The sequence below is a fragment of the Streptomyces sp. NPDC028314 genome (assembly GCF_055565795.1).
Map to the genome: position 1 here is coordinate 583,517 of NZ_JBVHTP010000002.1, position 21,915 is coordinate 605,431.

The following is a 21,915-nucleotide window of genomic DNA, read 5'->3' on the forward strand; positions in this document are numbered from 1 at the left end:
TCAACCCACTTCCATGCGGTCCACCAGGAGGCTGGGGGCCGTGGCGCCCCCGGCCAGGAAGGAACGCGCGGGGTCGTCGCCGACCGCCCGTACGTTCCGCAGCAGTTCGAAGACGCCGAGCGAGATCCGCACCGGGCCGAGGGCGTGGGTGCGCCGGCCGCCCTCGATCCGCCAGCCCAGCACCACCGTGGTGAAGGTGCCGCGCCGGCCCCGGATCCGGCCGGGCTGGAGGACTCCGACGGCCTCGATCCCGTCGCCGAGCAGGGCCCGCAGCTCCTCCCGCGAGGCGGTGCCCGGCGCGAGCGCGATGTGCGCCGGGCTCTCGACCACGGGCTTGTCGGGAGCCGCCCGCAGGGCCGCCCCCGAGGCGGTGACCCCCAGCTCGGCGGCGGAGGCCCGGCCGCTGAGGAAACCGCGCAGGGTGCCGTTCTCCAGCAGGGTGCGGTGCTCCGTCGGGCAGGCCTCGGCGTCCACCGGGGACAGCGGCTCGTCGGTCAGGGTGATCCCGGGCGCGGCTATCCGCCGCCCGACGCGCGACAGCAGCGGCCGCATCCCGGACAGCACGTTCCCGGCGCAGAGCAGGAAGCCCAGGCTGCGCGCCAGGTGCGCGGAGACCTCGGGGTGCAGGAGCACCGGCGACGCGGGGGCGGCTGCCAGGGGCTTCGGGCCCGCCCGGTGGACGGCGCGGAACTCCTCGGCGCGCGCCCGCAGCAGCTCGGGGCGCAGCCCGTCGGCGTCGCGGGCCGTCGTACCGTCCACCATGTGTCCGCCGAGGCCCTCCAGCCAGTGCCAGACGTGCTGTTCGGCGTGCTCGTGGGCGACGGCGGTGCCCGTGCTGTCCGCGACCACCGTCCAGCCGTGCGTCGCGACGTGCTCGGCGCCCAGCGCGGCCGGCCCGCCGGCGGCGGGTGCCAGCAGGGTGCCGAGCAGCTCGCGGGCGGGGGCGGCGGAGCGCGGACCGCGGGGCAGGGGGTGGACGCCGGTGCCCGGGGCGAGCGGGTTCGGGCGGCCCGGTCCGCCCGGGCCGCTGGAGCGGCGGGCGAGTTCGACGGCCAGCCGGGCGGTGGCGCGCGGGTCCTCGGGTGGCGCGCCGAGCAGCAGGGACGCGGCTCCGCCGCCCGCGCGGACGCGCAGTCCGGTGGTCGTGCCGGAGCCGTCCCGTTCGATGTACGAGCCGTCCGAGAAGGCCTGGGTGGAGCGGACGGCGGTCGAGACGCTCTGGAGGTCCGCGTCGTCGGCGCCCGCGGCGAGGACCGCGTCGAGCAGGTCCTGGCAGCCGAGGAGGAGCCGGTCGGTGTCCTTGGCGTCCCAGGCCCCGGCGGGACTCGACGTACCCGTGCTGCGCGTGCTGCCCGTGCTGCCCGTGGTGCCCGTCGTGCCCGTCGTGCCCGTCGTGTCGGTGGTGTCCGTGCCGGTCACGGTCCGCTCACCGCCATCCGTGCGACCCGCAGCGTGGGCTGTCCCACGGAGACCGTCAGGGGGAACTGGCCGAGCTTGTTGCACTGGTATCCGTACGGCATGAAGGCGAGGTCGCTGCCGATCAGGTCGATCGACCGCAGGACGCCCGGCCCGGTCCCCGTCAGGGTGGCCTCGCGCACGGGCGCGGTGAGCCGGCCGTTCTCGATGAGGCGCCCCGCGGTGACGCGCACGCTGAAGCGGCCGGAGCTCATGTCCGTCTCCCCGGAGACGATCGACTCGACGTACAGCCCGGAACGGGTGGCGGCGATGATCTCCTCCGGGTCGGTCGGGCCCGCCGCCACGTACGTGCAGCTCATGCGGGGGAGCGCGGGGTAGGCGTAGCCGATCCTGCGGCCGTGCCCGTGCGGGCCGACGCCCGCGGCCCGGGCCGTGCGGCGGTCGTGCAGGTAGGAGCGCAGGACGCCGTCCTCCAGCAGGGCGACGGGCCGCGCGGGCTCGCCCTCGTCGTCGTACCGGTACAGGCCGGCGCCGGCCGGGGCGCCGGGGGCGTCGATCAGGGTCAGCGGGGAGCCGGCGAGGCGCTCGCCGAGCAGACCGCCGTACGCGGCCCCGTGCTGCCCCGCCACATCGGCCTCCAGCCCGTGCCCGCACACCTCGTGCAGCAGGGCGCCGGGTCCGCCGGGGGCCAGGACGACGGGCATCTCGCCCGTCGGCGGTTCCACGGCGTCCAGGTTGCGCACGGCGGCGGCCGCGGCGTCCCGGGCGGCGGCGCGCACCCGCTCGTCGGACGGCCCGGGACCGGCGGCCTCAGCGCCCACCACCCGCAGGGCGCGCGCGGTACGGCCGCCCCGCCGCGCGGTGGCGTACAGCCGCAGTTCGACGTGGGTGTGCCGGTCCTCGCGGAGCAGCCCGTCCTCGCGGGCGACCAGGGTGGCTCGGTCGACGTGCTCCCCGGTGACCCGGGCCGTCACCACACCCGGGTGGGCGGCTTCGAGGGCGTCGGCCGCCAGGGTGACCAGCCGGGTCAGCGGCTCCACGGCGGCCAGGCCGTCGTCGCCGCGGGGGCGGACTCCGGGTGTTCCGCCGGGGGTTCGGCGCGGGGCGGACGGGCCGGGGTCGCCGTGCAGCAGGGCGAGCCGGTCCTCGTCCAGGTGGGGGACGTGGCGGTGGTGCACCCCGTCGGAGGAGATGCGGGTGAGCCCGGTGCCGGCCCGGTGCCGCTGCTCCAGGTGCAGGCCCTCGGGGTCCGCGGTCACCTTGGAGAGCAGGTACGACTCCGCGAAGACCTCGGCCCTGCGGCCGGGACCCGAGGCGGCGGCGGCCGCGCGCAGTGCCGCGCCGTGGTCGAGCAGCGCGTACGGGGTGTGCAGCGCGTGCGGGGTGTGCGGGGTGTGCGGCGCGTGCGCGTGCACGGGGTGCTGTGCGTGGGGTGTGTTCACCCGCGGGCCTCCTGTGTACCGGCGGGCCGTACCCGGGCGGCGCTCAGCCGCAGTTCGCTGGTGTGCGCCCCGTCCGGCCCGTCGAACCACAGCTGGTCGGGGCCGGGCAGCATCTCCGAGAGGGTCAGCTGCGCCGCGTCCGCGCTCAGGTGGGCCACCAGCTCGGCGAGGAAGAGCCCGCTGGTGTCCAGCAGGACCGGCTTGCGCTCGCCCGGGATCTTGGCGAACACCCAGCGCGGCAGCCCGTGTGCGCGCGCGGTCCGCCGCAGGGCGGTCAGCAGGGCGAAGGAGGTGTCGTCGGCACTGGCGGACTTGGCGGGTACGGGGGCCAGTTCGGCCCGGTCGACGCTCCAGCGCTCGCGCTGGAGCACCGTACGGCCGACCGTGATCCGGGGCGTGTGGCCGCGCTCGCGTCCGCCGAAGGTGACCGGGCGGACCCGCGGCGGGGCCAGCGCGTTGTGCGCGGCGGACTCCAGCTCGCCGTTGTGCAGCTGGAAGGCCGGATGGCCGGGAGCCGACAGCAGCAGCCGCCCGTCCCGTACGACGACGTCGACATCGCCCACCGGGATGGTCCCGCCGTCGGTGCGGTGGCTCGGCTGGGAGGCCTCCACCGTCGGGCCGGGGAACTCAAACGGCACGATCTTGGCCCGCTTCGAGGTCAGCATGTTCGCCAGCGGCCGGTCGGTGTCGAGCCGTGCCAGCAGCCCGGCGCCCGCCTCCTGCGCGGCCGCGGGATCGGCGAGGAACTGCAGGGCCCAGCCCCACAGCAGGACGGTGTCGTGCGATTCGGCGAGCACCAGCGTGAAGTCCCCGGCGCGCACGGCGTCCAGGTCGCGGGCCGCGATCATGATGTCCGGGGAGCAGACGAGCGCCTGGCCCGCCAGCCGCGCGGGGTCCACGGCGATGTCCGCCGGGTCGAGGGCGACGGGTTCCGCACCCGTGAGCCGGTCCTCGACGGCCCGCGTCCAGGGCGTGCGCGGGGCCGTGTCCTCCTCGCTCCAGGGCTTCGCCAGGTAGCGCAGCAGCGGTATCCGGTCGCCCTCGGACAGGCCCAGGGCCGCCAGTGCGTCCGCCGTCAGGGCCTCGTGCCGGGACACCGCCACCGCGGCCAACAGGTCGAGGACGGGGGCGAGCTCCGCGGTCAGCAGCGCCCGTACGTCGGGGCCGAGGCGCAGCGGGGTCTCGTCGCCCAGGCACTCCTCCGTGATGACCAGCCGGTCCGCGTAGAGCTGCCCGCCCGCCCGGCGGGGGTCGAGGCCGGTCAGCTCGCCGGCCTCCTGCTCCAGCCAGTCCAGCAGATCGCGGCGCCGGGTGAAGTCGGTGGTCGCGAACTCCTCCTGGAGGCCGCGCAGTCCGCTGAGCCGGGTCAGCCAGTCGGCGCGCACCGCGCACCCGTCGGGCAGCTCGGTCACCAGGGAGATCAGCGCTTCGAGGGCCCGCGGCTCGGTCACCGGCAGATCGATGCCGCAGGCCACCGCACGCTGCTCCGCGAGGTGCCCGAGCTCCGTGACCACCTCCGCCACCGGTACGGCGAGTTCCCCGGCCAGGGCCGCGGCGGAGCGCTTGCCGTCGATCAGCGGGAGCAGCGCGGCCGCCAGGGCGCCGAGCCGCACGGTCCGGGTCCGGGCGAGGACCACGGACGTGCCGTCGGGCCCCGGGCGGGCCAGCGGGGTCGGCCGGGGCCGCAGGTGGGGACGTACCTCGGGGTCGGCGGCGATCCGGTCGGCCAGGGCGCGCACCACCCAGTAGGCGATGTAGGCGTGCCGGCGCACGACGGTGCCGGCGCGGGGCCGCTCGCCCGCCGGCGCGGTGAAGTCGCCGTAGTTGATCGGGCCGAAGAAGGAGGCCGTCTCGTTCTTGGCGGCGACCCGCTGGAGGTAGCCGGTCAACTGGCGTTCCAGGGACCTGGTCCGGCCGTTGCGCGGGGCCGGGGTGCTCTCGGCGGCGAGGTGCCTGCGCAGGCCGCGTTCGTACATCTGCGGGCTGGAGAGCCAGACGGCCTCCTGGAAGCGCTCGTCGGCGGCCAGCTCGCGCAACGCGGCCCGGCGCACGGGGAGTTCCTCGTCGAACTGCCGCCGCGCGCTCTGCCGGGCCTGATCGAGGCCGGCCAGGGCCCGCGCGTACCGGTCGAGCAGTGCCAGCGACCGGTCCGACAGGGCGCCGGCGAGCTCCTCGCGGGCGGGCAGCGGGCGGCGCCGGGACAGCGACTTCCACAGCTTTCCGCGCAGCCGGCTGTCCGTGACCGCCTCGGGGGCCTTGAGGTGGGCCACGGCGGCCTCGGCCGAGTCGGTCACCTCCTGCTCGGCGTCCAGTGCGGAGTCGATCGCGGCCGCCGACAGCGGGAAGGACACCCGGTCGAGCAGGGCGAAGGGGAAGCCGGTGCTGCGCAGGATGAACTGCGGGTGCAGCTCCCAGCCCGCGGCCGCGGGCTCCGGGAGGGGTGCCTGGGCCTGCGGAGGCGCCTCGGTGAGCGGTGCCTCGCTGAGCGGCGTCCCCGTGCGCGGTGCCCCCGTGGGCCGTGCCTGCGTGAGTGAAGCCTGCGTGAGCGAAGCCTGCGTGCGCGGCGCCCCCGTGGGCCGTGCCTCCGTGAGCCGTGCCTCCGTGCGCGGTGCCTCAGTCATCGGAGCCCGGCCCGTCCGGGGCGAACGCCTCGCACCATTCGTCGTGGCCGCCGTCGAGGAAGGCGGCGACGGCCTGCCCGGTGAGCGCGCCCGTCAGGATGCCCTGGCCGCCGTGCCCCGCCGCGACCACGACGCGTTCGGCGCCCGGCAGCCGTCCGATGAGGGGGCGTCCGCTCGGCGTCGATGCCCGCAGGCCGCTCCACGTCGTACGGACCGGGCCCGCCGCCAGCCGGGGCAGTACCCGGCTGAGGAACGCGCTGAGGATCAGCAGCCCCTCCGGGGTGACCGCTTCGGTGAACCCCGTCTTCTCCTCGGTCGCGCCCACGACGACGGTGCCCGAGGGGCTCGGAGCCGCGTACATGGATCCCGACACCACGTGCCGCAGCGGGATGTCCGGGGTGTCCAGGCGCAGCATCTGGCCGCGCAGCGGGCGGACCGGCAGCGCCGGCAGCCCGGGGATCGCCCCCGACCAGGCGCCCGCGGCGACGACCACCCGGTCGGCGGTGACCGTTCCCCGGGGGGTGGTCAGCGTGACGCCGGTGGGGGTGCTCTCGACGCCCTGGACGGGGGTGCCCCGGCGCAGGACGGCGCCGGCGGAGGCCGCCGCCTGCTGGAGGCGGGTCACGTAGGCGTCGGCGTCCAGGACCAGGCCGCCCGGGTCGTGGTAGGCGCCGTGCACCTTGTCGGAGGCGAGCAGCGGTTCGCGCGCGGCCAGTTCCCCGCCGGCCTGCCACTGACCGAGCCAGCCCGGGTGGGCGGCGACGGCGTTCTCCAGCTCCTCGCGGTGCCGGGCGTCGCGCACCAGGCGCAGCACGCCGGCCTCGGTGCGCAGCCGGCCCGGGTCGCCGCCGGTGAGTTCGTCGAGGTCGGCCACGAGCTGCTTGCGGCCGGCCTCGGCGAACCCGAGCATCAGCGGGTCGGCCAGCAGGCGTACCGACGGCACGCCCACCCCGGCGGCGGCGCGGGAGCCGCGGCCGCCGACGCCGTGCGCGTCGAGCAGGCATACGCGGGCGCCGAGCGCGGCCAGCCGGCGGGCGACGGAGGCGCCCACCACCCCGGCGCCTATGACGGCGGTGTCGTACCGGGTGTCTTCCACGAGTCTTCCTCTCCAAGCGGTCCGGAGTGCGCGCCGGGTCCCTCGTGCGGGAGCGGCGGGCGGGTGCAGTACGTCATGCGCAGTTCCGTGCTGTACGAGCCGGCGCCGTCCGCGAGCCACCAGTCGGCCGGGTCCGGCAGCGGTTCGCCGAGGCGTACCGGGCCGTCGCCGGCGGCGGAGCGGACCATGTGGGCCAGGTGTTCCAGGCTCAGGGGCTCCGCGAGGTCCGCGTAGAACGGCTTGCGTTCCCCGGCGACCCGTACGTAGGCCCGGCCGGGCAGCCCGTACTCCCCGCGCAGCCGGTCGGCGGCGAGCAGCGCCTCGGCGGGGCCCCGGGCCCGCAGCAGCCCGTCGAACGCGGCGGCGGGCAGTTCCCAGCCCCGCCGCCAGGCGGTGGCGCCTCCCACCCGGACCCGGGGGGTGGCCCCGGTGAGCGGGGGTACGGGGAGGACCACGGGAGGCGGTCCGAACAGCCAGCTCGACGCCGACCGGGGGTCGCGCGGCCGTAGGAACAGCGGTCCGCGGACGGGGTGGTGGAGCCCGAGGGTGCCCCGCGCGGTGCGGACGACGGTGATGTCGCCGGCGCGCAGCCGCTCCGCCGGGGGCTTCGCGGACCGGCCGAGCACCTCGATGTCCGGTCCCGGCAGGTCCCGTTCGAAGGCCTTGCCCTGGGTGCGCCGGTGGATCAGGGAGGCGGGCCGCTGCCCGTCGACCTCCAGCAGGGCGGCGAGCGCTTCGGCGAGCGGGCCGCGGTCGTCGTCGGGGAGCAGTGCGCCGAGGTGGGTCCACACCTGGGTCCCGTGGTGGATCTCCCCGACGATCACCTCGGGCTCCCGGTCGCGCAGCGCCTCCTCGTCGGGCGCGGCCAGGAAGATGTCGGGGGACACGCTCAGGCCCGGGGGCAGCGGCCGCAGCAGCGGGGCCAGGTCGGCCTCGGTCAGCTGCACGGTGCCGTCGTCGCCGGTGTCTTCGGGGGACGGGGCGGCCTCGCGGACGAGGGCGGCGAGCCGCTCCAGGTACCCGGCGACGGCGGGGGAGGCGATGACCTCGTCGAGGCGGACGCGGTCGTCGAGGGCGGCGATGAAGCGCAGGAAGCCGACGGAGGCCCCCTGCGCGCCGTCCGCGCCGTCCGTCCCGACGGGCTCCGCGAGTTCCGCGTGGACGGCGCGGGCCCGCCGGCCGATCTCCTCCGCGACGGTGAGGCTGTACGAGGCGGAGAGCCTCAGCACCAGGTCGAGGCGGGCCGTGATCGCGTCGAGCAGCGGGCCGCCGACCGAGGCGTCCGTGACGTCGCCCCGGCAGTCCTCGGTGACGACGAGCCGGTCGGCGTAGATCGTTCCGGCGGCGCGCCGCGCCTCGGAGCCGGTGATCTCGGTGAAGCACTCCTCGGCGGCGCGCAGCGCGGCCTGGCGCTCGCCGGAGCCGGCCTGCGCCACGGCGGCCACCGAGGCCCCGAAGCGGTCGAGTTCGGCCAGCCGCTCGCGGACGGCCCCGGTGGTGCAGGGCAGTGCGGCCACCTGGCGGCGCAGCTGCGCGAGCGGGTCGTCGGCGCTCGTCGGGACGGCCAGGCCGCGGCGGATCACCCCGCGGGCCAGCAGGGCGCGGGCGGCCGCGGTCTCCTCGGCGGAGGCCGTACGGGCGAAGCCGGCCAGGGTCGTGCCGGTGCCGGTGCCGGTGCCGGTGCCGGCGCCGGCGCCGCAGGCGCGTACGGCCGCGGCCGACGCGGGGTCCAGGGCGGCGCCGCGGCCGGAGGGGGTGGTGAGCCGGCGGCCGTCGGGGGAGAGGGCGCAGCCGGGTGCGAGCCCGAGCGGCAGCAGCTCCTCGATCCGGGGGTCGGCGGCGATCCGGGCGCCGAGCGCCTCGGCGGCCCAGTGCGAGGCGCGCAGCCAGCGGGCCTGGAGGGTGCCGGGCCGCCGCTCCAGGCGCAGGGCCTCGGACGAGCCGGGCTCGACGCGCACCGGGTCGACGGGGCCGAAGAAGCTCACGGACTCGTTCTTGGCGCAGAACCGCTGGAGGTAGGCGTACAGCAGACCTTCCTCGCTGCGCACCCGGGAGTTGCGCCGGCCGGGCACCGCCGCGTCGGCGCGTTGCAGGACGCGTTCGTAGGCGCCCGGGTTGGACAGCAGCACCGCCTCCCGGAAGCGGGGCCCGGTGGCCGTCTCCCACAGCCGGGTCCGCGCGTCGAGCAGGGCGCGGTCGGCCGTGCTCGCGAGGTGGGAGCGGCTCTCGGCCAGGCGGGCGTCGGCGGCGCGCACGTCACCGCTCCAGGCGGCGACGCGGGGGCCGAGCGGTTCGAGGGCGGCGAGTGCGGGGGCGGGCGGGCATGCGGCGCGGACGGCGGAGCGGCGGGCCCGGTACAGGGCCTTGAAGACCGCGGCCGGGGCCCCGGCCGCCTCCTGCTCCCGGATCGCGCCGGGAAGGACCTCGTCGGTGAACTCGGCGCACACTGCGCCCAGTTCCTCCTCCGCCAGCCGGCAGCGGTGCAGGGCCTTCGCCACCTCGGGGTCGGCCAGGCGGTCGAGCAGCTCGAAGGGGAACCCGGTGCGGCGCAGCAGTGCCAGCGGCGCGGGCTGCCAGTGGGCTGTGGGATGTGCCGTCATGAAATGGCCTTGTCCATGGGATGGCCTCGCTCCCTTCACGGAAACCTGGGATGGCCCTCGAATTGGCTCCGATTCGCATTGAGAATGGCACAGCGAAAACCGGTGCCGCCATCATTTCCCGGGGCCCGTTTTATGGGGTCGAGCAGTCCTTGAGCGCTTCTCGTCCGCATCTTGAGGGTGATTCGGTTTCATTGGTCGCGAAGGCCAAGACGTCGGTCCATCATCGGCCAAGTGCCCAGGTGAACCGGCATTTCTGAAGGGATGTCCAGCCATGGCCGAAGAGCATGCCGTCGCCGAGAACCTGGCCGAAGCGACCGGGGAAGCCGCGGTCGACGGTGAAGAAATCGACGATCTCGACGATATGGAATTCCTCCTGGAGGAGATAGAGAACCGTATCGCCCCGCTTGCCTGACCCCGAGTCGGGGCCGGTGGGATTCGAAATTCATCTTGATCCGATATTTCCGTAGGGACGAAGGGGAGCCGTGGTGGGTACGGCCGTGAACAGCCTGGCGGGCACCACTGAGCCGCCGCACACGCTGGCGGACCGCGTCAAAGGTCCCGGAGCACCGGACGGCCTCCGAGCCGTCGAGGTGGACATCGGCACCCGGCTCCCCGTCGCCTTCTGCGGGCTGCGGTCGGTGCTGACGGCGCTCGGCGCGATCGCGCCGGAGGCACTGGCCGCGGTCGCGGACCGGCGCCGGCCGGAATGGGAGTGGATCTTCCCCGGTACGTATCCGGAGGCGCCGCTGCTCGCGGACCTCGCGGGCACGCCCTCGGAACGGCGCCTGCACGCCGAGTCGGAGCAGGTCTTCCGGGTCCTGGACACCGCGGCCGAGGCGATAACCGCCGGCCTGCTGGCCACCGGGCGGCCCCTGGTCCTGCGCGGTACGGGCCACGCCGACGTGGTGACCCTGCGCGCCCTGCCGCGCGTGGTGGAACGCCTCGCCCTCGCCGCGGCGCCCGACGGGGTCCGGCTGACGGTGGCCGACGCGGAGCCGCCGGCCCTCGCCGAGGGCCCGGGCCGCGGTTCCGTACGGGCCGCCGACGTACGCGGCCGGGCCCTGGCCGCACTGGCCGAACGGCTGGCCCCGGCGGGCGCGGTGGTCCCCGGTCCGGACCGCTACACGCCCCCCGCCGAGCAGGCGCACGAGCCGGCCGTGGCCGAACACCGCCATCTCGCCGCGGCCCTGGACACGGCCGGCGACCCCGAGCAGGCCGTCGCCGCCGCGCTCCTCGCCGTACGCTCCGCCTTCTTCAGCGCCAACCACGAGGGCGCGATCCTGGCCGCCGAGGAACTGCTCGCCCGTATCGAGGCGCACCCCGGCCTGGACACGGCGAAGGTCACCGCGCACTTCGTCGCCATCGACCCCGGTGACGGCACCCCCGCCATCGGCATCGACGAGGCGTCCGCGGCCTCCCCCGCCCACCTGCGCACCCTCGCGCTGCGCTGCCTGGGCGTCGTACGGGCCCTCACCGGCGATCTCGACGGCGCCCGCGAGGAGTTCGCGGCGGCCCTGGACCAGGCGCCCGACGCGGTCAGCGAGGCGCGCGTCCTGCTGCTGCGGGCCCTGCTCGCCGTCAAGCGGTCGGGCACGCTCCCCGAGGGCGTCGCCGACATCGAGCGCGGGCTCGCCCGGCTCGCCGCCGTGGACACCCCGGTCTCCGCGGTCGAGCAGGCCTGGCTGCGCAACGTACGGGCGCTGGCGCACGTACGGGCCAAGGAGTTCCGGCAGGCCATGGCCGAGGAGAAGCAGGCGGTCGGCCTGATCTCGAAGCTCCACTCGGCGGACGCCACCCACCTCAAGATCAACCTGATCTCGAACATCAGCGTGCTCCAGGAGATGGCCGGGCAGTTCGACGCGGCGGGCAGGACCTGGGGCCAGTTCGCCAGGATCAGCTCGGGCTGGGGCGACAGCTTCTTCAAGCACCACAGCTACCGCGCCGCCGGCCTGCACTACCGGGCCGGACGCCACGAGGAGGCGCTGGCCGGCTTCACCGCGGCCCACGACCTCGCCCGCCGCCTCGACGACGAGCTGCACCAGCAGATCCTCGCCACCGAGATCGGCGGCCTGCTCCTCGACCTCGGCCGCACGGCGGAGGCGGCCCGGTGGTACGGGCGCGCCGAGGCCTCCGCCGCCGTACTCGCCGATCCGTACGCCCTGGCGCTGGCCCGCACCGGCCGGGCGGTCGCGGCCGCGGAGCCGCCCGCGCCCGGCATCCGCGAACTCGCCGCCCGCAGCCTCATGTACGCCGCCGAGGCGGCCGGGCTGGTCGCCGCACTGGAGGCGGGCGGTGAGGCCGTGGCCGCCGCGCTGCCCCGGCCGAAGACGAAGCTCAACCGGCCCTTCCAGCTCGTCAACCTGGATCCGGGGAAGCGGACATGACCGGATTCCGGATGCTCGACCCCTTCGTGCTGCGGCGGGCCGGCTTCGGCCTCGGCATGCTCGACGGCCTCGGCTGCACCGATACGGCCGCGGCCCTGCGCGCGGCCCACGCCTGGCGCGAGAACGCCGAGGAGGCGCGGCGGGAACTGCTCGGGCGGGTCGTGCCGGCCGAGGTGAAGCGGGTGCAGGGCGGCGGCGGGGACCGGACCGCCCTGCGGGCCCTGTCGAAGCTGCGCACCCGGATCGGCAAGCGCGCCGGCCGCGTCGAACTGCCCCCGGGCCCGTGGTCCGAGGAGCTCAAGACCGCGCACCTCGGCTGGACCACCGCCCTGGACGCCGCGGCCGACGCCACCGAACGCGCCCGGCTCGCCCTGCTCGAAGAGGAACCGCGGGTGGCGGTCAGGCTGGAGGAGCTGACCGCCCGGCAGGACGTCCGGGAGGCGGTGTTCCTGCTGTCCCCCGGGTTCCTCGAAGCCCTGGAGCGCGGCGACCGCGACCCCGTGCGCGAGGGCCGGGCCCGCACGGCGGCCGACCGGGCCATGGAGCGGCGCGCGTACGCCTTCCTCCAGCGGCTCGCCGCCAAGAACGAGACCACCAGCTTCTTCGGCCCCGTCTGCTTCGGCCGGGTCGACCCGGCCGCCGACACCGTCACCTCGGGCCCCCAGGCACCCGGCGGGGTGATCGAGCGCGAGGTGTTCTTCGCCTTCTGGGCGGCCGCCGCCTGGGGCCGCGCCGCCGCCGCGGTCCCGGCCATCCGGCGGGAACTCCCTCCCCGCCGCGTCCCGTTGGTGGTCATCGAGGGCGACCGGGCCACGCTGCCGGGCCGCCCGCCCGTCGAGCTCGACGCCGTCGGGGCCGCGCTGCTGCGCGCCGCCGACGGCACCCGGACCCCGTCCGCGCTGGCGGCCGCACTCGGCCTGGGCGCCGCCGAGACCGAACGGCGCATCACCGGGCTGGAACGGGCCAGGGTGCTGCGCCGCGATCTCGAACCCAGCTCGACCACCGTCCACCCGCTGCGCGAGGTGGTGTCCCGGCTGCCCGGGATCCCCGAGTCCGAGCCCTTCAGGGCGGCGGCCGCCGACATGGCCGCACTGCTGGCCCGGTTCGCGGAGGAGACCGGGGTGGCCGGGCGTACGAAGCTCCTCGCCGAGGCCGAGGAGCTGTTCACCTCCGTCACCGGGGTGCCCGCCCGGCGCAACCAGGGCCGTACCTACGCCGACCGGTTCGTGCTCTTCGAGGACTGCCGCGCGGACGGCCAGCCCGTACGGTGGCCCGCCGCCCTGGCCCACCGGGTCGAGTACGCCCTCGACCCCGTCTTCCGGCTCGGCCTGACCGCGGGCCGGGTGCAGCGCGACGGGCTCCGGGCCGTCGCGGCCGGGGTGCTGGCGGAGCGCGGGGGCTCGCTGCCCTTCCTCGACTTCGCCGAAGCGCTGGCCGACCGGCTGGCCGAGGGCGCGCTGGAACCCGTACTCGACAGGTGGGGGAGCTGGCGGCGCGAACTCCTCGGCCGCTTCCTCGCCGCCTCCGACGGCCGCCGGGCGCACCTCGACCCGGCCGAGGTCGCCGACCTCGCGGAGCCGCCCGAGGGCGCGTTCTTCGTCAGCCCCGACGTCATGCTCCAGGCGGACCCGGACGCGCCGCTGGTCCTGGGCGAGATCCACCCGTACGTCTTCGCGTGGGGCCTGCAGGGCCAGTTCGCCCCGGACGCCGAGGCGCTGGCGCGGGCCGTCGACCCGGTGCTGGAGGTGTGGGGCGGGCCCGAGCGCGCGGCCACCGTCCTGCGCAGGCGCCAGCACAAGGGCCTGATCAGCGAGGCCTATCCGGGCCGCTTCATCGAGGTCGCCGGCCGGTCCGGCACCGGACCGGACCGCCGGATCGCGGTCGGGGACATGCGGGCGGTGCTGCGCGACGGCGAACCGGAACTGATCGGCCCGCACGGGCCCGTCTCCCTGTACGTCGGCGAGGACGACCACCCGCACCTGAGGGTGTTCGCCCCGGTGCCGGTGGAGTTCCCGAGGCTCCGTACGGGCGGGCACACCCCGCGCCTGGTGCTCGGGGACGTGGTCGTCCAGCGCGAGCGCTGGGACCTGGAGGCGGGGGCGCTGCCCGCGGTCACCGGGGCGCAGAACCGCTTCGAGCTGTTCGAGGCCGTCACCGCGGAACGCGAACGCCGCGGCTGGCCGCGTCACGTCTTCGCCCTGAGCCCCTCCGAGACCAAGCCGGTCTACCTGGACCTGGAGGTCCCGCAGGCCCAGGAGCAGCTGCGGCTGCTCGCGGCGGCCGGGCCGCTCGCGGTCAGCGAGATGCTGCCCGGGCCCGGGGAACTGTGGCTGCACCGTACGGAGGGCCCGTACACCAGCGAGTTCCGGATCGCGCTCGTCGGACACCTGGGGGGAGAGCGGTCATGAGCCGGGTCACGGTGGTCGTCCCCCCGATGGCGGACCCCACCCTCAGGGTGTCCTGGCCGGACGGGGAAGGGCGGCCGGCGCGGATCGTCGACTGCGGCCGGCTCTTCTTCGCCCGGGTGCTCTCCGAGGCGGCGGCCGGGGGCGGTGCGGAGGGCGCCGGGGCGGGTCGAGGCGGTCCGGGCCACGGCGGTCCGGGTCAGGGTGCTTCGGGCCACGGCGCTCCGGGCCACGGCGGTCCCGAGGCAGGCGGTACGGAGAGCGGCGGTCCGGAGGACGGTGTGGAGCCGCCGCAGGTGCGGGCGGCGGTGGCCGCGCTGGCCGATCCGGCCGGGCCGCTGTCCCGGCTCCGGGCCGCCGCGCTGCTGGTGCCCTTCCGGACCGACGGCGCGGGCTTCCCCGTGGAGGTCACGCTGGACGACCTGGAGCTGAAGCGGGGCACCACCGAGGAGTCCGCCGCCGTCCGGGAGGCGGCGCGCGGGGCGGCCCCGTACGACCCGGAACTGGACGCCGCCGTGGCGGCGGTCGGCGCCCGGGACGAGGTGTGGCTGGTCCTCGAACGGGACCAGCAGCTCCCGGCGGCGCTGGCACTGGCCGCTCGGCTGCCGGGACCGCTCAAGGTCACCGGCCGATACGCCCGCACCCACTGGCCCGTCCTCTCGGCGCTGCCCGAACTGAGCCGTGCCCGGTACGCGGATCCCGGCCGCCCCGTCACCTGGCGGATCGCGGGACTCCCCGACGAGCCGCAGGCACCGGCCGGCCCCTACTGGCGGGAACGGGCGGCGGACCCCGTGCCGCCGGGCCCCTGGGCCGGCCGGGTCGGCCTGCGCTCCACGGCCGAGGCCCCGGACGAGCTGATCGCGAGCGGCTGCGAGGTCGCGGTGCTCGGCGTGTGCGCGGCCGGCCCGGACACCTGGACGGGCCGCGGCGGCAACGTCGTGCCGACGCAGCGGCTCCGGGGGGCCCTCGCCACCCTGCGCGCGGCCGGTGTCACCGTCCTGGCCGAACTCTGGCTCGGCGCACCGGGCGTCGGCGCCGACCGGGCGCGCGCCGCGGTGGCCGAACTCACCGCCCCGGACGGCCCCGTGGACCGGCTCGTCGGGCTGCGCCGGTTCGACTGGCCGGTGCACTGGAGCGACCCGGACTGGGGCGCCGTCAGCGTGGCCCGCTCCACGCAGGGCGCGCCCGACCTGGCCCGGGGCCACGACTTCCGGGCCCCCGGCACCCTCGACGCCGACGAGGTCCGGGACCTGGTGGCCGAGCTCGGGGCGCCGCTGGCCGCCTCGGGGACGCTGATCCCGGCGCGGGTCGCGGCCGCGTACGTGGCGCCGGACGCGTGGCCGGGCGGCGGGGCGGACGCCGGTCCGCCGGAGCCCGGGATCGCCCTGGCCCCCGACGTGGTGCTGGTCGGCGGGCATGCCGTCGACCTGCGCCTGGGCCGTGTCGTACGCGTGGACCGCCGGGTGACCGAGCGGCTGCGGGTGGGACGCAGGCCCGTCGACGACTCCGAGGCGCTGCCCGGGGTCGCCCCCGCGACCCGCACCCGCGTCCTGGACGCGCTGGTGGGCAGCGGCCTCCTGGTCCGGCGATGAACCGGCTCGGCCACCACGACACGAAGGCAGGAACTCCCGTGCGTCCCACCGCAGTACCGGTCGCCGAGACCGCGAACCAGCCCCAGACCGCGAACCAGCCCCAGACCGCGAACCAGCCTGAGACCGCGGACCAGCCCCAGACCGCGAACGAGCCCGGGACCGCGCCGGGGCCCGCCGGCATCCCGTCCCCGGGGGCCTGGCGGCTCGCCCCGCACTTCGTGCTGCGGCACGCAGGTCTCCCCTTCGACTGGGTCGAGTCCCTGGGCGCCGACCCGGCCGTGCTGGAGGCCTGCGAGGCCGTGCTCGACGTGGAGGAGGAGATCGCCGCCCTGCTCGGGGAGGCGGCCCCGCCCCTGGTCGCCGCGCTCACCGCGGGCGGGCACCCGCCCGTGCCCGCCCGCGCCCGCCCGGCGGTGGCCCGCTGGCGTACGGCGTTCGCGCGGCTCGCGGACGTCCACGCCGCCTACCTGCCGAGGCTGCGCGAGCGGCTGCGGCAGCTCGCCGCGGACCCTCGCTTCAGCGACGCCGTCTTCACCTCCAACCCCGGGATGTACGACGGGATGCTCTCCGGCGGGCCCGTCGACGGCCCGGTGCCCGACACGGCCAAGCACCGTCGGGTCGAGCGGCAGCTCTACACGTACCTCCAGCGGTTCTGCGCGAAGAACGAGACGGCCAGCGCGTACGGGCCCATGGGCTACGGCGAGGTGACCGGGGACGCGAGCGGCATCACCGTGGAGCGCACCGCGCCGCCCGCCCGCCGGGCCCTGCTCGCGCACTGGGCCGTCACCGAGCTCGCCCGCGCGATCGGCCGGGACCGGGCGCTCATCCCGGACGTCCCGCTGCGGGTGAGCCTGCTGGCCCGGCGCGAGGGCGACGCCGTCGTCCTGGAGGGGCCGGGCGAACCGCTGCGGCCCGGCTACGAGGCACTGCGGCTGTTCGACGCCCTGGCAGAGGGGCCCGTCGGCCCCGCCGACCTGGCGGAGCGCACCGGCGTGACCGTACGGCAGGCCTGGGCCTCGCTGCGTCCGCTGATGACGGCGGGCGCGGTGATCCGGCTCCTCGACGTGCCGGGGGAGACCGTCGACCCGCTGGCCGGGCTGCGCCGGACCCTGGCGGCGCTGCCCGCCGGGGTGGCCCGCGACACCTGGCTCGCCCGGCTGGACCTGCTCGCCGCCGAGTGCCGGGCCTTCGCGGAGGCCGCCGGGGGGCCCGGGGGCGTGGCGGCCCGGCGGGCGGCGCTGGCCGAGCTGGAGACCACGTTCACCGAGCTGACCGGGGTGGCCGCCCGGCGCGGGGCGGGAGCCGTCTACGCGGACCGGCTGGTCCTCTTCGAGGAGGCCGCCTCGCCGTTCCGGCTCACCGTCGGCTCCGACGCCGCAGCCGAACTGTCCCGGGTCCTCAGTCCCGCGCTGGAGCTGTCCGCCGCCTTCGGCGACCGGGTGCAGGCCGGGCACGGCGCCGAGATGGCGGAGCTCGTGGAGAAGGCGGGCGGCTCGCTCGGCTTCCACGACTACGCGGCCCTCGCGCGGCCCGAGCACCAGGAGGGCAGCAGGTTCTCGCCGGTCCGGCCGGTCGCCGTACCGGCGGCGGACGGCGAGGCGGTACGGCTTGCCGCGGACACCCTGGGGGCTGCCGAGCCGGGTCCGCGCTACGCCCTCCCCGACGTCTGTCTCGCCATGGCGGATCCCGGGGAGGCCGCCGCGGGCCGCTGGCGGGTGGTCCTCGCCCGGGTCCACCACCACCTGCTGCTCAGCGGTTGGCTGGCGACCTTCCACCGCGACCCCGAGGCCTTCGACCGGGTGGCCGCCGACTGGCTGGCCGAGGACGGCGGCGATCTGGTCGCGCTGGCCACCAGCCGCCGCAACAAGGGCTACTACCGGTTCCCCGGGCCGCGCCTGGTCATCAACGCCACCGACCCGGACGGCCGTACGGACAACGTGCCCGGTCCCGACTGCACCGTGGAGGTCCGCGGCGGCAGGCCCGTACTGCTGGATCCCGAGGGCCGGCCCCGCCTGCTGTACCCGATGCTCAACGACCTCACCACGTATCCGCCGTTCGCGGCCCTGTCGGCGCCCTCCGTGCTGCACGCCCCCGTGCGCGGCGGCTCCGGGCACCTGGGCCGGGTCACCATCGACGAAGCCTGCTACCAGCGGGAGCGGTGGGCCTTCGGCGCCGGCGAACTGCCCGCGGGCGGCCGGGGCGCCGACTCGCTCCTCACGCTGCGCCGCCTGGCCCGGCGGCAGGGGCTGCCGAGGTTCGTGTTCGCGCGCGTCGAGTCGGAACGCAAACCCGTGCTCGTCGACACCGAGTCGCCGTTCGGCGCGGAACTGCTCGGCCACCTGCTGGGCCAGGGCGCGGCCGAGGGCCGGGACGTCGTGGCGGAGGAGATGTACCCCGGGCCCGGCGAACTGTGGCTGCGGGACGAATCAGGGCGCTACACCTGCGAGTTGCGGATGCAGATGACCCGCGGCCGTACCGCCGGGTACACCGTGGAGGAGCTGTGACGACCGCCGCCGAGGCCCCCGCGGAAGCGGCCCGGGGCCGCCGGCCCCAGGACGTGGTGATCCGGGGCGGCGTCCCCTTCGGCGCGGGCCGCCTGGACTGGGAGCTGATGCCCTGGGCGATGCTGCGCACCCCCGGCTTCGCCGTCGACGGCCTGGCCTCGCTGGCCGACCCGGGGCTGCCGGCCGCCGACGACCGCGCGGCCGGGCTGCGGGACGAGGTCCGGGCGGCCCGCGAGCGGATCCTGCGCGAGGCGCTGGTCGGTCTGCCCGTGAGCCTGCGGCGGGACGTGCGGCGCGCCGTGGCGGCGGGCCGGCCGATCCGCCGGGCCGACGCGCGGGCCTGGGAGGCCGCCGCGGGAGAACCCGGGATCCCCAAGCGGTGGAACGACCTGCTCGGCGATGTGGCCGCCGCGGAGGCACAGGTGGGGCGCCGCCACGAGGAGGCCCGGCGGCGCGCCACCGGGCGCCTGGTCGAGCTGAGCGCCGACCCCCGCCTCCAGCACGCGGTCTTCCTGTCCAGCCAGAGCTTCCACGAGCACGGCCTGGCCCGGATCGCCGCCCTCGGTACGGCGGAGCCAGGCAAGCGGGAGCGCAAATCGCTCGCCACCGCGGCCCGTTACCTGCGCAGGCTCTCGGTGCGCTGCGAGCAGACCTCCTTCTTCGGCCCGACCCACTTCGTGCACCTCGACCCGGATTCCGAGCCCGGCCTGCTGCTCGGGGAGCCGGGTCCGGAGCGGGTGTACGCCGAGCCGGGGATCTGGCTGCTGGAGCTCCTGGCCCGGGCCGGCTACCCGGCCACCCCGGCCGACGGGCGCAGGCCCCGGCGCCATCCGCTCTTCCGTGCCGGCGAAGGGCGGCTGGTCAGCGCCCTGGACGGCCGGTTCAAGCGGGTCGGGGAACCGGCGCTGCGGCTGTGGCGGGCCCTGGACGGCGAACGCACCCTGCCCGAGGCGTGCGCGGCCGCCGGTGTCGCGCAGGGCGAGGCCGCCGCGCTGCTCGCCGAACTCGGCCCGACCGTCATCCGGCAGACCCCGCTGCCCAGCCACGAGATGCACCCCCTGCAGCGGCTGGTCGCCGCCGAAGCCGCCCCGGACGGGCCCGCGCACCGGATCGCCGAGGCGACCGCCGCCTTCGCCGCGGCTCCCTGGCCCGAGCGCCGGGACGCCTTCACCGCGGCGGAGGAGGTGGCCGCCGGGCTCGGCGGCGAGGTGCGCCGGGGAGAGGGCGCCCACTACGCCGACCGCTACGTCCTGCACGAGGAGCGCGCCCACCCGCTGAGCGCCCGTACCGTCCTCGGGGGGCCCGCCCTGCGCGGACTGCGCTCGGCACTGGACGCCGTACTGCCCCTGTCCTTCCTCGGCGCGCTGCTCGACCGGGAGGACGCCCGCGAGGCGCTGCGTGCGGCGACGGGCGGCAGGCCGGTGCCGCTGGCCCGGGCCGGGTCGCTGGAGCTGCCCGCGGTGACCCGCCGCGCCGACGCCCTGCGGTCCGACCTGGCCGCGCTGGTCACGGCGCGCACCGGGGCGGACGGGGCGGGCGGGGCGGCCGGAGCAGGCGGGGCGCACGGGGCGGCGTACCTCACCGCCGCGCACCTCACCGCCGAGGACATCTCCGCCCTGGTGGCGCGCCATCTGCCCGACACCGCCCCCGACGATCTGTACGCCACCCTCGCGGGCCCCGACCTGATGGCCGCCGGGCCCTGGGAGTCCGCGACCTGGGTGCTGAGCGAACTGCACGACGACGGCAGCTACGTGGCCGGAGCGGTGACCCGGCTGCACCCCGAAGGGGCCGCACTGCGCGCGGAGTTCGAGCGGCGGGTGGTGCAGGTCCTGGACCCGGAGGCGATGGCCGCGGTGGTCTCGCGGCGCCGGAACAAGTTCCTGGTGCCGGAGATGCCGGGACTCGGCATCGAGGTGGGCGGCTACTCCACCAAACCGCGCTCGCGCACCGTCCCGGTCGCCGACGTGGACATCGCGGGCGACGGCACCGCCGTGCTCGTCGGGGACCGCAGGCTGCGCCTCTACAGCGGGGACATCCCTTCGGCCGTGCACCGTGCGCTGGCCGTGCCCGCCCTCAACCCCGTCGTCGTCGACACGGGCGGGAGCACCCCGCGGATCGTCGTCGACGGGGTCGTCGTGCAGCGGGCCCGGTGGCGCCTCGACGTGCCGGGCGCACTGTCCGGCCTGGACGCCTGGTCGGCCGCGCAGCGGCTGCGGCGGGAGGCGGGGCTGCCCCGGCGGGTCTTCGTACGGCACCCGGACGAGCCGAAGCCGCTGTTCGTGGACTTCGCGGACCCGTACGCGGTCGCCGATCTGATGCGGCTGCCCGGGGCGCGGGTGCTGGTCAGCGAGATGCTGCCCGACTACCCCGACCTGTGGTGGCGCCCCGAAGGCGCCGGGGTCTGCGCCGAGTTGCGTACCGGCTGCCTGGTCGCGTGGGATCCGCGGCCGCAGGGCGCGGACCAGGGGAGGACGCGATGAGCACGGGGACCGGGTCCGCCGCCCGCGACGCGGATTCCGCCGCCACGACCGGCCTCGCCCGCTACCGGCGGCTCGCCGCCGCGCCCGGGGCGCTGTGGATGTCGGTGGCCGCCCTGGTGGGCCGGCTGCCCAGCGGGATGTTCAGCCTGGTCCTGGTCACGGCGATCGCCCGCAGTACGGGCTCGTACGCCACCGCGGGCGCGGCGGCGGCCTGTTACGCGGTCGGCGTCGGGGTCTCGGGTCCCGTGCGGGGCCGGGCCGTTGACCGGCGCGGGGCCCGGCGGGTGCTCCTCGCCTGCGGCATCGGGCAGGCCGCGGCGATGCTCGCGCTGCTGGCCGCGCTGTCGGCGCGGGACGGGATCCGCGGCTGGGGGGTCCCCCCGGAGGCCGTGGCGATGGCGCTGTCCTTCGTGGTGGGCGCCCTGCTGCCGCCGATCAGTCCGGTCATGCGGACCATGTGGCGGCGCTCCCTCGACGACGAGGGGCTGCGGGCGGCGGCCTTCGCCCTCGAATCGGTGGTCGTGGACGCGGTGTTCATCCTCGGCCCCTCCGCGGTGGCCCTGATGCTGGCGCTGGGGATCGGCGGCGGGGCGCTCGCCGTCACGGCGGCCCTCACCCTCGGCGGCTGCCTGGCCCTCGCGGCGGCGCCCGACGTGCGCCGCTGGCAGACCTCCGCGGGGGACTCCCACGACTGGCTCGGCCCGCTGCGCTCGGCGCCGGTGCGCTGGATGCTGCCGGTCGGGCTGCTCGCCACCGGCGGGATCAGCGGTGTGGAGGTCGCCCTGCTCGCCACGGCGGGACTGCGGGGGCACGCCGGAGCGGGTGGTCTGCTGATCGCCGCGCTCTCGGTGGGCAGCGTCTTCGGCGGACTGGCCTACGGGGCCGTGAAGTTGCGCGGGACCAGCGCGCAGCACCTCGGGGTGGTGCTCGTACTGCTGGGCGCGGGCTATGCCGCGGCCTCCGCGATCGAGGGGCTGTGGGGTCTCGCCGTGCTGGTCGCGGTGGTCGGCCTCGCGCTCGCGCCGATGATGACGGCCCAGTACACGGCGATGGAGGAGGTGGCCCCCGAGGACTCGATGACGGAGTCCTTCGCGTGGCTGAACGCGCTGGGTCAGGGCGGCGGCGCCGTGGCCACGGCGCTGGCGGGCGGTCTCGCCTCCGCGGGACATCCGGGAGGCGGTTTTCTCGTCGCGGCGGCGATGGCGGCGATCGCGGCCCTGCTGACCGTCGTGGTGCAGAGGTCGCGTAACCGTATCCGTTAGCATCTCGGCCGGTTTGTGAACGGCGTCCGAAGGAAATGGCTATATGCCGAAGTGATCCGGACGGAACAGCTCCAGAGTGCCTCACCTTATGATTTCGGCAGGGATCGGATTGC

The 21,915-nt window shown here is 76.7% G+C and carries 12 protein-coding genes; 7 read left to right on the plus strand and 5 right to left on the minus strand.

The genetic code is table 11. From position 1 onward, the window contains the following. Genes ACZ4TG_RS06890 through ACZ4TG_RS06910 form a run of 5 tightly spaced genes read right to left on the minus strand, consistent with a single transcriptional unit; the run spans position 1 to position 9,175 of the window. On the minus strand, positions 1–1,419 hold the full coding sequence (locus ACZ4TG_RS06890) for a TldD/PmbA family protein (RefSeq protein WP_468160260.1): 1,419 nt from the start codon (positions 1,417–1,419) through the stop codon (positions 1–3). After that, entirely contained in the window at positions 1,416–2,858 is a 1,443-nt protein-coding gene (locus ACZ4TG_RS06895; protein WP_468160261.1) for a TldD/PmbA family protein, read from the minus strand. Before ACZ4TG_RS06895 ends, ACZ4TG_RS06890 begins: the two co-directional genes overlap by 4 nt. Then, the gene (locus ACZ4TG_RS06900; protein ID WP_468160262.1) at positions 2,855–5,479 is read right to left on the minus strand and encodes a lantibiotic dehydratase; all 2,625 of its coding nucleotides are present in this window, start codon (positions 5,477–5,479) and stop codon (positions 2,855–2,857) included. Before ACZ4TG_RS06900 ends, ACZ4TG_RS06895 begins: the two co-directional genes overlap by 4 nt. Then, positions 5,472–6,575, minus strand: coding sequence for an NAD(P)/FAD-dependent oxidoreductase (locus ACZ4TG_RS06905; RefSeq protein WP_468160263.1), 1,104 nt, complete (start codon positions 6,573–6,575; stop codon positions 5,472–5,474). Before ACZ4TG_RS06905 ends, ACZ4TG_RS06900 begins: the two co-directional genes overlap by 8 nt. Beyond that, complete coding sequence (locus ACZ4TG_RS06910; protein ID WP_468160264.1) at positions 6,542–9,175, minus strand: hypothetical protein; 2,634 nt, start codon at positions 9,173–9,175, stop codon at positions 6,542–6,544. The genes ACZ4TG_RS06905 and ACZ4TG_RS06910 overlap by 34 nt, the downstream gene beginning before the upstream one ends. Positions 9,176–9,446: 271 nt before the next feature. Between ACZ4TG_RS06910 and ACZ4TG_RS06915 the strand changes: the two genes are divergently transcribed. From ACZ4TG_RS06915 to ACZ4TG_RS06945, 7 genes are all read left to right on the plus strand, one after another. Next, positions 9,447–9,587 (plus strand): ammosamide/lymphostin RiPP family protein, encoded by a 141-nt coding sequence (locus ACZ4TG_RS06915; protein ID WP_468160265.1) that lies wholly within the window; start codon positions 9,447–9,449, stop codon positions 9,585–9,587. A 73-nt stretch (positions 9,588–9,660) separates the two neighbouring features. Continuing rightward, positions 9,661–11,559 carry a hypothetical protein gene (locus ACZ4TG_RS06920; RefSeq protein ID WP_468160266.1) on the plus strand — a complete coding sequence of 633 codons (1,899 nt, stop codon included), beginning with the start codon at positions 9,661–9,663 and terminating at the stop codon, positions 11,557–11,559. Further along, entirely contained in the window at positions 11,556–13,967 is a 2,412-nt protein-coding gene (locus ACZ4TG_RS06925; RefSeq protein ID WP_468160267.1) for a lantibiotic dehydratase, read from the plus strand. The genes ACZ4TG_RS06920 and ACZ4TG_RS06925 overlap by 4 nt, the downstream gene beginning before the upstream one ends. Next, positions 13,964–15,556, plus strand: a complete 1,593-nt coding sequence (locus ACZ4TG_RS06930) for a hypothetical protein (protein WP_468160268.1) — start codon at positions 13,964–13,966, stop codon at positions 15,554–15,556. The genes ACZ4TG_RS06925 and ACZ4TG_RS06930 overlap by 4 nt, the downstream gene beginning before the upstream one ends. A gap of 38 nt (positions 15,557–15,594) precedes the next feature. After that, on the plus strand, positions 15,595–18,060 hold the full coding sequence (locus tag ACZ4TG_RS06935) for a lantibiotic dehydratase (protein ID WP_468160269.1): 2,466 nt from the start codon (positions 15,595–15,597) through the stop codon (positions 18,058–18,060). Further along, entirely contained in the window at positions 18,057–20,540 is a 2,484-nt protein-coding gene (locus tag ACZ4TG_RS06940; protein ID WP_468160270.1) for a hypothetical protein, read from the plus strand. Before ACZ4TG_RS06935 ends, ACZ4TG_RS06940 begins: the two co-directional genes overlap by 4 nt. Further along, positions 20,537–21,802, plus strand: coding sequence for an MFS transporter (locus ACZ4TG_RS06945; protein ID WP_468160271.1), 1,266 nt, complete (start codon positions 20,537–20,539; stop codon positions 21,800–21,802). The genes ACZ4TG_RS06940 and ACZ4TG_RS06945 overlap by 4 nt, the downstream gene beginning before the upstream one ends. Positions 21,803–21,915 lie beyond the last annotated feature (113 nt).